The organism is Paenibacillus sp. MAH-35 (assembly GCF_058135425.1).
The window spans coordinates 25,166-39,639 of sequence record NZ_JBYUPU010000011.1 but is presented as its reverse complement, the minus strand read 5'-3'; the positions used below and the strand labels follow the sequence as shown (position 1 = coordinate 39,639).

Annotated in this window: 11 protein-coding genes; all 11 read left to right on the top strand. The window is 53.1% G+C overall.

The window, feature by feature from the left end; translation table 11 throughout:
- The first annotated feature begins 17 nt into the window (after nucleotides 1-17).
- Entirely contained in the window at nucleotides 18-1,058 is a 1,041-nt protein-coding gene (locus tag AC3Y2E_RS14115) for an aspartate-semialdehyde dehydrogenase (RefSeq protein ID WP_379211268.1), read from the top strand.
- Between the two features lie 83 nt (nucleotides 1,059-1,141).
- Nucleotides 1,142-2,362 carry an aspartate kinase gene (dapG, locus tag AC3Y2E_RS14110; RefSeq protein WP_379211266.1) on the top strand — a complete coding sequence of 407 codons (1,221 nt, stop codon included), beginning with the start codon at nucleotides 1,142-1,144 and terminating at the stop codon, nucleotides 2,360-2,362.
- A 182-nt stretch (nucleotides 2,363-2,544) separates the two neighbouring features.
- Nucleotides 2,545-3,423, top strand: a complete 879-nt coding sequence (gene dapA / locus AC3Y2E_RS14105; RefSeq protein WP_379211264.1) for a 4-hydroxy-tetrahydrodipicolinate synthase — start codon at nucleotides 2,545-2,547, stop codon at nucleotides 3,421-3,423.
- Between the two features lie 855 nt (nucleotides 3,424-4,278).
- Nucleotides 4,279-5,955 carry a ribonuclease J gene (locus AC3Y2E_RS14100; protein ID WP_332072472.1) on the top strand — a complete coding sequence of 559 codons (1,677 nt, stop codon included), beginning with the start codon at nucleotides 4,279-4,281 and terminating at the stop codon, nucleotides 5,953-5,955.
- Between the two features lie 207 nt (nucleotides 5,956-6,162).
- Nucleotides 6,163-6,900 carry a ClpP family protease gene (locus tag AC3Y2E_RS14095; protein ID WP_332072471.1) on the top strand — a complete coding sequence of 246 codons (738 nt, stop codon included), beginning with the start codon at nucleotides 6,163-6,165 and terminating at the stop codon, nucleotides 6,898-6,900.
- Nucleotides 6,897-7,115, top strand: a complete 219-nt coding sequence (locus AC3Y2E_RS14090; RefSeq protein WP_190932432.1) for a YlzJ-like family protein — start codon at nucleotides 6,897-6,899, stop codon at nucleotides 7,113-7,115. The genes AC3Y2E_RS14095 and AC3Y2E_RS14090 overlap by 4 nt, the downstream gene beginning before the upstream one ends.
- A gap of 225 nt (nucleotides 7,116-7,340) precedes the next feature.
- Complete coding sequence (locus tag AC3Y2E_RS14085) at nucleotides 7,341-9,905, top strand: FtsK/SpoIIIE family DNA translocase (protein ID WP_379211600.1); 2,565 nt, start codon at nucleotides 7,341-7,343, stop codon at nucleotides 9,903-9,905.
- Nucleotides 9,906-10,136: 231 nt separating this feature from the next.
- Entirely contained in the window at nucleotides 10,137-10,937 is an 801-nt protein-coding gene (gene sleB, locus AC3Y2E_RS14080) for a spore cortex-lytic enzyme (RefSeq protein ID WP_379211260.1), read from the top strand.
- 138 nt (nucleotides 10,938-11,075) lie between these two features.
- On the top strand, nucleotides 11,076-12,356 hold the full coding sequence (gene yfmF / locus AC3Y2E_RS14075) for an EF-P 5-aminopentanol modification-associated protein YfmF (protein WP_379211258.1): 1,281 nt from the start codon (nucleotides 11,076-11,078) through the stop codon (nucleotides 12,354-12,356).
- Between the two features lie 3 nt (nucleotides 12,357-12,359).
- A complete protein-coding gene (gene yfmH / locus AC3Y2E_RS14070; protein WP_379211255.1) occupies nucleotides 12,360-13,646 on the top strand; it encodes an EF-P 5-aminopentanol modification-associated protein YfmH in 1,287 nt (428 codons plus the stop codon).
- Nucleotides 13,643-14,392: an elongation factor P 5-aminopentanone reductase gene (gene ymfI / locus AC3Y2E_RS14065; protein WP_379211253.1), complete on the top strand. Its 750-nt coding sequence runs from the start codon at nucleotides 13,643-13,645 to the stop codon at nucleotides 14,390-14,392. The genes yfmH and ymfI overlap by 4 nt, the downstream gene beginning before the upstream one ends.
- The last annotated feature ends 82 nt before the right edge of the window (nucleotides 14,393-14,474 follow it).

The following is a 14,474-nucleotide window of genomic DNA, read 5'->3' as shown; positions in this document are numbered from 1 at the left end:
AGGAGAGAAATCAGGTCATGTCGAGCCAAAAACGATTCAATGTCGCCGTAGTCGGATCTACCGGTGCGGTAGGCGAGCAAATTATCCGCCTGCTGGACGAACGTAACTTCCCGCTCCATGAGCTGAAACTGCTCTCGTCCGCGCGTTCCGCCGGAAAGAAGGTCCGGTTCAAAGAACGTGAGATTACGATCGAGGAAGCGACTCCGGAAAGTTTTGAAGGAATCGACATCGCTTTGTTCAGCGCGGGCGGAGACGTCAGCCGCGAGCTCATTCCTCATGCGGTAGAGCATGGAGCGGTATGTATCGATAATACTAGCGCATACCGGATGGACCCGGATACCCCGCTTATCGTCCCGGAAGTCAATATCGATAAAATCAGCGATCATCGGGGCATTATCGCCAATCCGAACTGTTCGACGATCCAGATGGTGGCCGCCTTGAAACCGCTGTACGATCGATATGGCATCTCGCGCATTATCGTTTCGACGTATCAGGCCGTATCGGGGGCCGGAGCGAAAGCGATTCAGGAAATGCTGCGCCAGTCCAAGGAAGTGATGGAAGGCCGCGAGGCGGCTCCGGAGCTTTTACCGGTTGGTTCTTTGCCGGTTAAACATCAAATCGCTTTTAATGCCATTCCGCAAATCGACAAGTTTACGGAAAACGGCTTTACTTATGAAGAAATGAAAATGATCAACGAAACGAAAAAAATGTTGGATGACGAATCGCTTGAGGTAACGGCTACCTGTGTCCGTATTCCGGTTGTGTACGGTCACTCGGAGTCGGTTTATGTCGAACTTAAAAGCGATTTTGACGTGGAAGAAGTAAAATCGCTTCTTGCCGCCGCTCCGGGAATCGTACTGCAGGACAACTTGCAACAGCAGCAGTACCCGCTCGCTACGGAAGCGGCCGGCAAGCTCGACACATTCGTTGGCCGCGTTCGCCGCGATCTGTCCAATCCGCGTGGGCTGAACCTATGGATCGTGTCCGACAATTTATTGAAGGGCGCAGCTTGGAATGCGGTGCAGATTGCCGAATACATCGCCATCGAGCAGCATTAATGAAATAAATATGGAATACCGAAGCGAAATGTTTCGATCTGTCTGTAAGCAGATCGAAACATTTCCGGCTTGGAGGGAAACCAATGCGCATATTGGTGCAGAAGTTCGGCGGAACTTCCCTCTCCGACGCCCGAGCCAGAAGCCATGCCATTCGGCATATCAGGCGAGCCTTAGCCGAATCGTTCCACTTGGTCGTAGTCGTATCCGCAATGGGCAGAAAAGGGGAACCTTACGCCACCGATTCATTGCTAGAGCTAGCCCGCAGTAATGGAAATTGCCTGCCCGCAAGGGAAAGGGATCTGTTAATGCACTGCGGCGAGATTATATCCGCAGCCGTATTATGCAGTCTGTTGGAAGCGGAAAACGTATCGTCCGTCGTATATACAGGAGCGCAAGCCGGAATTCGGACGAACGATCGGTTCGGCGACGCCCGGATCGATTCCATTCAGCCGTCCCGGATCGTTCAGGCATTGTCCGAAAGCAGAGTGGTCATCGTCCCCGGTTTTCAAGGGGAGACGGCCCAGGGCGATATTACAACACTCGGAAGAGGCGGCAGCGATACGACGGCTACGGCGCTGGGCTCAGCGCTGCGAGCCGAACGGGTCGATATTTTTACCGACGTTGAAGGCGTGTTTACGGCGGACCCGAGGATCGTATCCGAGGCCAAGCCTATCGATAAAGTCACTTATGCCGAAATATGCAATATGGCTTATCAAGGTGCCAAAGTGATTCATCCACGCGCCGTCGAGATCGCCATGGAAGCCGGCGTACCGATCCGGGTACGGTCGACGTTCTCTGAAGACGAAGGGACGCTTGTCACCCGGGCAGCCGAGACCGAGCTGTCGGATCGGAGGCTCCGGGACCGGTTCGTTACAGGGATCGCCCATGTCGCTCCGGTGACCCAGATCAAGGTTGCCGCGCAGGACGGACAATATGACTTGTCTCTGAACGTGTTCAAGGCGATGGCGTCGAATCAGATCAGCGTTGATTTTATTAACGTGAACGTGTCCGGCGTCACCTACACCGTATTTGAACACGAGGCCGGACGTGCGCTCGACGTTCTGGGCAAGATGGGATATTCGCCCGAGTTCGTTACCGGATGCGCGAAAGTGTCCGTAATCGGCGGAGGTATGAACGGCGTTCCGGGAGTGATGGCGAGAATTGTCGAGTCCTTGACGGAGCGTGACATACCGATTTTGCAATCGGCGGATTCGACCGCGACGATCTGGGTTCTTGTGAAAGAAACGGATATGGTCCAGGCGATCCAAGCTTTGCACCACGCTTTTATGCTTGATAAACCTTAAGTGTTCTTAGTATGCTTGAGATGCCGGCTTTGCTGAAGCGAAGTTTTGCAGATGCTTACGATGCCAACTTTGCTAAAGCAAAGTTCTGTTGATGCTTACGATGCCAACTTTGCTAAAGCAAAGTTCTGTTGATGCTTACGATGCCAACTTTGCTAAAGCAAAGTTCTTAGGAGGAATATAAAGTGAACTTCGGAAGAGTCATTACCGCCATGGTGACCCCGTTCGATTCCGAGCTTCGAGTTGATTGGAATCAAGCGAGACGTCTGGTCGATTTTTTGATTGAGGAGCAGAAGTCCGACAGTCTGGTGGTATGCGGAACTACGGGCGAATCCCCGACCTTGACGGAGGAAGAGAAGCTGGAGTTGTTCCGTCTGGCTGTTGATCAAGCGAAGGGACGCTGCAAAATTATTGCGGGAACCGGCAGCTACGATACGGTCCATACGATTCATCTAACCCGCGAAGCGGAAAAAGCGGGCGTTGACGGGGTTTTGCTTGTCGCCCCTTATTACAATCGCCCATCCCAAGAGGGAATATACGAACATTTCAAAGCGGCTGCTCAAGCGACGAGGCTGCCGGTCATGCTGTACAACATTCCGTCCCGTACAGGCATCACCGTGTCGGCCGCAACAACCTTGAAGCTGGCGCAACTGCCGAACGTAGTGGCTACGAAAGAAGCGCATTCGGATTTCGATCTGATCTCGGAATTGACGGCCAATGCGCCGGAAAGCTTCCGGGTATACAGCGGCGACGATATTCTCACTCTCCCTATGCTGTCCGTAGGCGCTTACGGGATCGTCAGCGTCGCCAGTCATGTGATCGGCAAAGAGATGCAGGAGATGGTAGGAGCTTACGTCGAAGGAAATGTGTCGAAAGCTGCACAATTGCATGCGAAGCTGCGCCCCGTCTTCGGCGGGTTGTTCAACTGTCCGCATCGCGTGCCGAATCCGGTACCGGTCAAGTATGCGCTCAGCCTGTTTGGCATGCCGGTGGGCGAAGTCCGGCTGCCGCTCGTGTCTGCGACAGAGGATGAGCAGCGTTTCATTCGCGCGTTGTTCCAATAAATGTTCGAAAGTTCGACCGGTGCCGGTAGGCATCGGTTTTTTTATATGCCGGAAAGTTCAAGTTCTTTACCGTGCTAAAGGGTAGGGAAGAGGTTTCTTTACTTAGCGTTTATGAAAGTATACTACTCAGGTTCGATGACTAACGAATCGTATCGTGCTTATGGCTGGAAAACGACATTATTCCAGACGTAACGAATCCGGGGATCGTTATCGAACCGAAAGTGGAAAAAAACGATCCGATTTGCGGGAATAACCATACAAGAGTTCGTTGCAAATTCAAACGTCTGCATCGGCTCTGATAACGATTGCTGGGTTCGTTAGCCACCATATCACCGCATGAAGATAAAGAAGCTAGCCAAAATCACACTGGGTGTGAATTTGGCATGAACCACGACCAAAATCACACTGGGTGTGAATTTGGCATGAACCACGACCAAAATCACACTGGGTGTGAAATTCGGGCCTCAATTGAAGTTGTGTTGTTACCGCCAAGTCTAAACAAGACAATACGACTGAGGCGAGCGGCTTGAGTGCGGGTACTCATTACTTTCCACGCGCATACGTAAGGTTTCACGTCAAAATACCGTCCGGACGCTTCTTTTCCGGACGGCTTTTTCATTTTGGAGTAAGCTAAATATCGAGCCGAAAGGTGCCGCTCCAGGCTGCCCGGTCACGCCCGATCCTTGCCCGTCCGGCCTCCCGCGCGGCTTGCGGCACTCCCCGTTGTATTCGTTTTCGCCCGACTTGTATTCCGCCATCCGGTTCATGTATAATAAATGACAAGTGACTGGTTCGGGTTATCTTTGGTTCGGGAATATAAAGATCGTCGTCAATATAAATTTAGGAGGTATAGTCTTGTCTAAGAAAAATATAGATAAATTATCGATTTTCGCTCTGGGCGGCGTGGGCGAAATCGGCAAAAATATGTATGTCGTGCAATATGCTAACGACATCGTCGTTATCGATTCCGGTTTGAAGTTCCCGGAGGAGGATATGCTCGGCATTGATATCGTTATCCCCGATATCTCTTATTTAACGGAGAACCGCGATAAAGTCAGAGGGATCTTGATTACGCACGGCCATGAGGACCATATCGGCGGTTTGCCTTATGTACTCAAACATTTGAACGTACCTGTGTATGGGACGAAGCTTACGCTCGGACTAATCGAAGGCAAGCTGAAGGAAGCGAATCTGCTCGGTGAAACGAAACGAATTCTGATTAACTCGGATTCGGAAGTGCAGCTCGGCGCAATTAAAGCTACATTCTTCAGAGTGAATCACAGCATACCGGACTCGGTAGGCGTCTGCCTGGATACACCCGAAGGGCTCGTCGTTCATACCGGTGATTTCAAATTTGACCAGACTCCGGTCAACCAGCAATATGCCGATTTGCATAAGATGGCAGCGATCGGCAGCCGGGGCGTTTTGGCGCTTTTATCGGATAGCACGAATGCGGAGCGTCCTGGCTTTACGGGCTCCGAACGTACGGTCGGCATCGAACTGGAGGAAGTGTTCCGCAAGGCGAAGCAGCGCGTAGTCGTAGCGACTTTTGCTTCGAACGTGCATCGCCTCCAGCAAGTAGTCGACGCGGCGGAAGCTACCCGCCGGAAGCTTACGGTAATCGGAAGAAGCATGGTCAACGTCGTAAACATTGCAAGCGAACTCGGCTATTTAAATATTCCGGACGGCATGCTGATTGAGCCGGAAGAAGTGAACAAGCTTGCCGCAGACCGGGTCGTCATCTTGTCTACAGGCAGCCAAGGCGAGCCTATGTCCGCGCTTACGCGGATGGCGCGCGCCAATCACCGCAAGGTAGACATTTTGCCTGGGGATACCGTCGTGATCGCGGCGACACCGATCCCCGGCAACGAGCGGTATGTTGGACGGACCGTCGACGAATTGTTCCGTATCGGAGCAAACGTAATTTACGGTCCGGGATCGGTTTCCGGAGTACACGTTTCGGGACACGGCAGCCAAGAAGAGCTGAAGCTGATGCTGAACATTATGAAGCCGAAATATTTCATTCCGATTCACGGCGAATACCGGATGCTCCGTCAGCACGCTTTGCTTGCGGAATCGGTAGGCATTGATCGGGAAGATATCTTCATCGTGGATATTGGCGATACGATCGAAATTCAAAGCGGCGTCGCCCGGAGAGGGCCTCGCGTTTCCTGCGGAAACGTGCTTATCGACGGTCTTGGCGTCGGAGACGTGGGGAACATCGTACTCCGCGACCGGAAGCTGCTGTCGCAGGACGGAATTTTGGTTGTCGTCGTAACGCTCAGCAAGCAGGACGGTACGATCTTGTCCGGCCCCGATATTATTTCCAGAGGATTCGTGTACGTTCGCGAATCCGAAGGATTACTCGACGAAGCGAACCGTATTGTCAGCAGCACGTTGAACCGGCTGATGGTAGAGAATGTAAACGAATGGGCTTCGCTCAAAACCCATGTAAAAGATGCGCTTGGACGATTTTTATATGAACAAACCCGAAGAAGACCAATGATTTTGCCGATCATTATGGAAGTGTAATGACACGACAGATCTAGTCACTGAACCCGAAGATACCCGAAACACGAATTTTTCGAAGCTATTCCGGCTTAAGACGGAATGGCTTTTCTTTTTTTGTTCAACGGCTTCGATTGCAGGGAGACTCAACAACAACAAGGTATTTTTTCCTTCGGATAAAAATCCCGGACCCAATCATACTATGAAGGACACGATAAGGGAGGGTTCGCCATGCCGGATAAGCCGATAAATGAGCAAGAGCAGCCAGACGTAGCCGAAGAGAAAAGAAGAAGTGCGACGGTCGAGACGATCCAGCAATTAGGGCAGACGACCACGCCTGCCGGGACAGAATCGAATATTTATTGTATGACGATCATCGGACAAGTAGAAGGGCATCTCGTGCTGCCGCCGCAAAATAAAACGACCAAATACGAGCATCTGATCCCGCAGCTGGTCGCGGCGGAACAAAATCCGAAGATTGAAGGCATTCTGATCATATTAAATACCGTCGGCGGCGATGTGGAGGCCGGACTTGCGATAGCGGAAATGATAACGTCGATGTCCAAACCTACAGTAACCCTAGTGCTTGGCGGGGGACATAGTATCGGCGTTCCGATCGCGGTTTCGTCCAACTATTCCTTAATCGCGGAAACGGCGACGATGACGATTCATCCGATCCGACTGAATGGACTCGTGATTGGAGTTCCGCAAACGTTCGAGTATCTGGATAAAATGCAGGAACGGGTTCTTCGCTTCATCACAAGTCATTCCAACATTACAGAACACAAGCTCAAAGAGTTAATGTTCAAAACCGGCGAGCTTACGCGCGACATCGGGACGACCGTGATTGGAATCGATGCAGTCAAGTACGGGCTGATCGATGCGGTCGGAGGCGTCGGAGAGGCGATCCGGCAATTAAATATGCGAATCGATCAATATCGCAGCATGAAAGGAAGGATCGTACAATGATCTTATACACGGAAGTTCCACTCGATACTGTGTTGGACGGCTTGAATGATTCCCGCCCCGCTTCCCAGGAAGTGACCGTCGGCGGTGTTTTGATGCAAGTGGAAGCCGTCTCGCCCTTCCAAGGAAAGATTGTCCGCCTGTTATCGCCGGACCCGATGCATTATTTAAATCCCGCTTACGCCCCCGGGCAATTGATCGAATTTAAACCGGTTTGAGACCGCCGGATAAGGAGCGCGTTATCATGCGCTTCTTTTTTTGTGCGAACAAGTGTTTTTATTTGCGCCGTTTTTTGGAAAGTATGATATAATAGCTACCGGAGAAGTTGTCTGATCCGTCTTGATTGCTTGTCCGCGGAGGGATCTTTTTGGCGTTGTCAGGATTTCGACGATGACCGCTTGCTAGCTGCTGCCATCTGATGCTGATATACGGAGGTGTGGACACTGGCCAAAAGAAGAAAAAAGAGCGGCTCGCTCTCAACACAGCTGAAGTTCGAATTGTACGGCATCCTGATCCTCATCTTCTCGGTAATCGCTTTGTCTCACGAAGGTTCCGTCGCGAGGTCGCTCATGTATTTGTTTCGATTTTTCCTCGGAGTGCTCGATTGGGTCGTGCCGGTCATTTTCGTATACATAGGGTTGTATGTGATGATTCGCAGAAATTGGCCGCGCGGCTGGACGGCGCGCAAGTCGGGATTTTTGCTCGTGATTCTCGGTTTTTTGATCATGAACCATATTACGATGTTTCAATTGCTTAGTCCGAATGGGGACCAGCTCTCCTCCTCGTGGATCGTAAGCCAGACCTGGGCCAGCTTGATCGACGGGCTAAGCCCGCAAAATGAAGCGGTGCTTGCCAATCAGGTGGGAGGCGGCATGGTCGGGGCCGTACTGTACGCTTGCTTGTACTTTTTGTTCGATAATCTCGGAGCCCGGCTGATCGAGTACGCTTTATTCGCGATCGGCTTCGTGCTGATCACCGGTATCTCCTATGTCGATCTCGGAAGCAAGGCCAAGCGTCTGTTCCGCGGCAGCGGAGGCCGGCTGCGGGATACGTTCTCGCATATGTTCGAGCTGCTCAAAAGCCCGGAGAAACCGAAGCCAGTTCGTACCCGCAAGGCGGTCAGGCCGCAAATTCCGCTGGACGACGATTTCGACGACGAGATTACCGGACCTGTCGTGATCCGGGAGAAGAAAAAGCCGGTCTTTTTCCAAATGCTGCAGCGCAAGCAAACCGCACCTGCAGGACCGGATATCGACGAGGAGGATGACGGGCAGATCGTATATTCGGCCAATGGGAAAGAAGACGGGAACGTTCCCAAGCCGGACTATGATGACGATATGGAAAACCGCGGGACGGAGGCGGATTCCTCGATTCCGTTAATCCGCGATTTTCAGGAGCATATTGCGGAGCAAGAAACGCCGGAGCGGCTTCCTCCAGCCATCCAGGAGCCCCCGGCGCTGCCGCAGCCTGCCGTCACGGCCATGCAGCCTCCTTCCAATCAGATCAAGATCAAACTGCCGGTGGAGGCAGACGGGGACGGAGATATGACCTTCCACAAAGAACCGGAACGGCCTCCGGCCAAGCCTTACGAGCTGCCGGCTTTCTCGCTGCTTGCCAAGCCGAGCGGTTCGGGCAAAGGAGGGGACTCCGTCGACTTCAAGACGATCGCCCGCAAGCTGGAAACGACGCTCGAAAGCTTCGGAGTCCGCACGAAGGTGCTGGAGGTGGTCAGAGGGCCGTCGGTCACCCGTTATGAGATTCAGCCGGATGTCGGCGTCAAAGTAAGCAAAGTGGTCAGCTTAACCGATGATATTGCGCTTGCGCTCGCTGCCAAGGATATCCGGATGGAAGCGCCGATCCCCGGCAAATCGGCGATCGGCATCGAAGTTCCGAACCCGGAAATCGCCGTCGTTACGATGCGGGAAGTGATGGAGAGTCTGGTGTTCCAGGAATCGGCCTCGAAACTGTCGATCGCTTTCGGCCGCGACATTTCCGGACAAGCGATCGTCGGCAATCTGGCCAAGATGCCTCACTTGCTCGTAGCGGGAGCGACAGGCTCCGGGAAGTCGGTCTGTATCAACGGGATCATAACGAGCATTTTGTACAAAGCGAAGCCGGACGAAGTGAAGTTTCTGATGATCGACCCGAAGATGGTCGAGCTGAATATGTACAACGGCATTCCACATTTGCTCGCACCGGTCGTAACCGATCCGAGAAGAGCGTCGCTGGCGCTGAAGAAAATCGTCGGCGAGATGGAGAAACGGTACGACCTGTTCTCCAAGTTCGGCACGCGGAATATCGAAGGTTATAACACGATGCCTGAGGAGAAAAGGGAAGGCGAGCCGCTGCCGTATATCGTCGTGATTCTGGACGAGCTCGCCGACCTGATGATGGTCGCCGCAAGCGATGTCGAGGATTCGATCTGCCGCCTCGCCCAGAAAGCGCGTGCCGCAGGCATCCATCTGATTATCGCGACCCAGCGGCCATCCGTAGACGTTATTACTGGTCTGATCAAGGCCAACATTCCTTCGCGGATCGCATTCGGCGTATCGTCGCAGGTTGACTCCAGAACGATTCTCGATATGGCGGGAGCGGAAAAGCTGCTAGGCCGCGGGGATATGCTGTTCCTGCCGGTCGGCGCATCCAAGCCGATTCGCGTGCAGGGAGCGTTTCTGTCCGACCAGGAGGTCGAGTCCGTCGTTACGTTCTGCAAAACCCAGGAGGAAGCGATCTACCGGGAAGAAATGGTTCCCGAGGTGGAAGAAGCGTCGGCGGAAGAGGAGCAGGTCGAGGATGAGTTGTACGATCAAGCGGTCCAGATCGTGCTTGAAGCCAAGCAGGCCTCGGTCTCGCTGCTGCAACGGCGGATGCGCGTAGGTTATACGCGGGCGGCCCGGCTGATCGACTCGATGGAGGCCAAAGGGATCGTCGGTCCTTATGAAGGCAGCAAGCCGAGAGAAGTGCTCGTCTCCTTGGAGCAGTATCAGCACAGCCGCATATCGTCATAGATGCAAGAGGGCTGTTCTCCTAAGTCGTTTTACGATTTTGTAAGCCCCGCTTAGAACCGAGTTCCCTTAAGAAAAAGGACCTCAGCCTCCACGTTATCGTGGAAGCCTGAGGTCCTTTCGTTTGGATCATCGGGACGTTTTTAGACTCCTTTCATTGCATAATCCGGCACCAGCTTTGTCATAATAAGGCGTGAATCCGACTGCAATATGACAAAGGGAAGGTAGACGGACATGAACAAGCGACTTGTGGTCATAACGATATGTACCGTATTGTTTTTGCTGGCAGGCATGCAAATCAAGAGCAAATACTACTCCGAACAAACGTTTGGAAACTGGGAGGTTCGGTACGGCGCCAAAGGAGGCGACGTCTACGAGCTTCAGGGCAGGCTGAAAATGCTCGGGTATTACCATGGCGATGTGGACGGCGACTTTGGCTACAGTACGCTGCAAGCGGTCAAAAACTTTCAGTACAAATTCGGAATGAAGGTAGACGGCCTGGTCGGCAGCAAGACCAAATTAAAACTGTGGGAAGCGACGAAGGAATGGTCGCCGGACCGCACTCCCCGCAAGGGCGCGGAACAAGCGGCTCCGGCAGCGCCGGCTCCGGGAACGGCGGCCGGAGGCGGCGCAGGTGCAGGCGCCGGACAAAAGCTGCCCAGCTCGAACAATCTCGGGTTGTCCGAGCAGGACCTGAACCTGATGGCAAACGCCGTATACGGGGAAGCGAGAGGCGAGCCGTATGTCGGGCAGATTGCCGTAGCCGCCGTTATTTTAAACCGGGTCCGGTCGGCGAGTTTTCCGAACACCGTATCAGGCGTTATTTTCCAGCCGGGGGCGTTCACGGCGGTAGCGGACGGACAGATCTGGCTAACACCGAACGATACAGCCAAAAAAGCGGTACAGGACGCTTTGAACGGCTACGATCCTTCCGGCGGATGCCTCTATTACTTCAACCCGGAGACCGCCACCTCCAAATGGATCTGGACACGGGTGCAGGTCAAAAAAATTGGCAAACATATCTTTTGCAACTAGTCCGAAACGAGGAAGCTGGAGAAGAAGTAACCGGTTAGGTTGCTTCTTCTGTTTCTAGAAGAATATAATGGAAAAGAGGTCGATACAATGGCAGTAGATACACGGCATCCATCACAAGCGGAAGGGAGCAAGTTGCCTTTGAATAAGTCTGCATTCGAAAGGGATACCGTGGGAAACGTGAGATTGCACGTTCTGCCGACGGATCAGTTTAAGACGTACGCTATCTCGGTATACATAGGACGTCCGTTGAATGAATCGTCCGTAACGCCGGTAGCGCTCACGCCGTTCGTTCTTCGCAGGGGCACATCCAGCTTGCCCGAAACCAAGCAGTTCCGGGAACGCCAGGACGACCTGTACGGAGCCGGCTTCGGCTTCGATATTTACAAAAGAGGCGACTACCAGATCGTCCAGTTCCGCATGGATATGATTCATGACGACTTTGTCTCGGACTCCGGCTCGATGCTGGAGCAGGCTGTGCAATTCGTCGGTGAGGCGATTACCGATCCGGTATTGGAGAACGGCGCTTTCAGAACCAAATATGTGGAAGCGGAGAAAGATACGCTTCGCAAACGAATCGAAGCCATCATTAACGATAAAATCCGTTATGCCGCAGAGCGCTGCATGGAGGAGATGTGCAAAAACGAGCCGTACCGGCTCCACCCGCTCGGCAAAGTAGACGATTTGGCAGCCATTACGCCCGAATCTTTGTACGCTTCCTACAAACAGTGGCTTGCGGAATCGCCGATCGACGTATACGTGGTGGGCAATACGACGCTGGCCGAGGTTAAACCGCTTGTCGAAGCGGCTTTTAAGTGGAATCCTCCGCAATCCGTCGCGTATAACCAAAAGCCCGAGCACCGGCAGGTGGAACAGGTCAACACGGTAGTCGAGCGTCTAGATGTAACGCAAGGCAAGCTGAATATGGGGCTTCGCACTTATGTAACTTATTCGGACGACGATTATCCGGCGATGCTGATGTATAACGGAATTTTAGGCGGTTATCCGCATTCCAAGCTGTTCTTAAACGTCAGGGAGAAGGAGAGTCTCGCTTATTACGCTTCTTCCCGTCTGGACGGCCACAAAGGCATTTTAACGATTCAGTCCGGGATCGAATTCGCCAACTATGAAAAAGCGGTAGACATTATTCAGAAGCAGATCGCCCAAATGAACGAAGGCCAATACAGCGACCTGGAGCTGTCGCAGACGCGCGCCATGATCTCGAACCAGCTGCGCGAAAGCCAGGATTCGGCGTATGAGACCATCTCGCTGGACTTCAATAATCAGCTCTCCGGCAAGGTGCGCTCGGCAGCCGAGCTGATCGAACAGATCGGACGGGTGGACGTCGAAGCGATTCGCCGCGTAGCCCAAGGCGTTAAGCTCGACACCGTATACTTTTTGAGAGACCGGAAGGGGGAGTGACGCATGCAAACGATACCGTTTACCCGACTGAAAGAGACGCTTTATTACGAGCAGCTGCCGAACGGACTCAAAGTATACGTCCTGCCGAAGCCCGGATTTCATAAAATTTACGCGACGTTTTCGACCAAGTACGGTTCGATCGACAACCATTTTCAAGTCGAGGGCAAGCAGGAAGTATCGGTTCCGGACGGAATCGCTCATTTTCTGGAGCATAAGATGTTCGAAGAGCCGACCGGCGACATTTTCGCCACGTTCGCTTCCCAGGGCGCTTCGGCCAACGCGTTCACCAGTTTCGACCGAACGGTTTATTTGTTCTCGGCAACCGAGCAGGTAACCGAAAACCTGACGACATTGATCAATTTCGTGCAAAACCCGTACTTTACCGAGCAAAACGTCGAGAAAGAAAAAGGAATCATCGGCCAAGAGATCAACATGTACCGGGACAATCCCGATTGGCGCGTTTATTTCGGCCTGATCGAGGCGCTGTACAGCAAGCATCCGGTGCGGATCGACATTGCCGGGACGATCGATTCGATTGCCCAGATTACTAAGGATACGTTGTACGAGTGTTACCATACGTTTTATCATCCGAGCAACATGAGCCTGTTCGTTGTCGGAGGCGTCGAAGTCGAGCCGATTATGCAGCTGGTCCGCGACAACCAGGCAGCCAAAACGTTCCCGTCTCAGGGCGACATCCGCCGCTTCTTCGAGGAAGAGCCGAGTCAGGTAAGCGAGCGCGAGAAAGTGATCGAGCTCCCCGTATCGCTCCCGAAATGCCTGTTCGGCTTTAAGGAGCTGAGCACTGAAGGGGAGAAGGGCGGGCCGCTGAAGCGGGAAATGACGACGAAGCTCGTGCTGGACGCCCTGCTTAGTCCGAGTTCCCAGCTGTACCGTGATTTGTACGACGACGGGCTGATCTCCGATACGTTCGGTCACGAATACAACTGCAATTCCAACTATGCGTTCTCCATTATCGGAGGCGATACGAAAAATCCCGACGAGCTTGTACAGCGGGTGAAGGCGGCTCTGGAACGCGCCAAGTCCGAAGGAATCAGTGCAGAGTCGTTTGAACGAAGTAGAAAAAAGAAAATCGGCGGCTTTTTGCGCATGATGAACTCACCGGAAGCGATGGCCAACGAGTTTACGAAGTATGAATTTAAAAATACGAGCCTGTTTGACGTGCTTGGCGTATACGAGTCGGTTACGCTGGAAGAGGCCAATGAGAGACTGCGCGAGCATGCCGATTTCGACCGGTTTGCCATATCGATCGTGCGGAGCCCGCAAGGATGATTAAGCCGTTCTCCGAGACGACCGTGCTCATTACCGGTGCGAGCCGGGGCATTGGGGCAGCCATCGCCCAACGCTTCGCCTCCGTCGGTATGAAGGTCGTCATCCATTACTTGCATTCTCACGAGGCGGCCAACGAAACGGCGCGGGCCTGTCTGAATCTCGGCGCGAACGTATTGACGGTAACGGCGGACGTACGCTCGAAAGAACAGCTGCAGCGGATGAAGGAAAAGATGGAGAAGCACGGAATGGTGCCGGATATTCTGGTCAACAATGCGGGAGTCGCCCACTACGGACTGCTGCAGGACGTTTCCGAGGATGAATGGGCGCATGTGATGGACGTTAATTTGAAAGGCATGTTCATGTGCACCCAGCTGTTTATGGATTCGATGATCAAGCAAAAGTACGGCCGAATCATTAATGTTTCGTCCGTCTGGGGCATATCCGGCGCTTCCTGCGAGGTCGTCTATTCCACCGCCAAAGGCGGGGTGAACGCATTTACGAAAGCGCTGGCCAAAGAGCTGGCGCCTTCGGGCGTCACCGTCAACGCCGTCGCCCCGGGAGTCGTAGAGACGTCAATGAACGACAAATGGAATACGGCCGAGAAGGAAGCGCTGCAAAACGACATTCCCGCCGGCAGATTTGCGCATCCCGATGAAATCGCTTCTCTGGTCTATTTTATCGCTCTTCCCGAATCGGGGTATATCACCGGGCAAATCATCAGTCCGAACGGCGGCTGGCTAACCTGAACCGACCGTTTTCCTGAAGTTGGACAAGCAGCGTTCGTATACGGACGACGCAATCGGCACATCCTACAATTGTTGCATCGTA

What these genes read in the sequence shown, in the direction of transcription:
- sleB (WP_379211260.1), top strand. Translation starts at nt 10,137, where the DNA reads ATGAACAAGCGACTTGTGGTCATAACGATATGTACCGTATTGTTTTTG.
- AC3Y2E_RS14115 (WP_379211268.1), top strand. Translation starts at nt 18, where the DNA reads ATGTCGAGCCAAAAACGATTCAATGTCGCCGTAGTCGGATCTACCGGT.
- yfmH (WP_379211255.1), top strand. Translation starts at nt 12,360, where the DNA reads ATGCAAACGATACCGTTTACCCGACTGAAAGAGACGCTTTATTACGAG.
- AC3Y2E_RS14090 (WP_190932432.1), top strand. Translation starts at nt 6,897, where the DNA reads ATGATCTTATACACGGAAGTTCCACTCGATACTGTGTTGGACGGCTTG.
- dapG (WP_379211266.1), top strand. Translation starts at nt 1,142, where the DNA reads ATGCGCATATTGGTGCAGAAGTTCGGCGGAACTTCCCTCTCCGACGCC.
- AC3Y2E_RS14095 (WP_332072471.1), top strand. Translation starts at nt 6,163, where the DNA reads ATGCCGGATAAGCCGATAAATGAGCAAGAGCAGCCAGACGTAGCCGAA.
- ymfI (WP_379211253.1), top strand. Translation starts at nt 13,643, where the DNA reads ATGATTAAGCCGTTCTCCGAGACGACCGTGCTCATTACCGGTGCGAGC.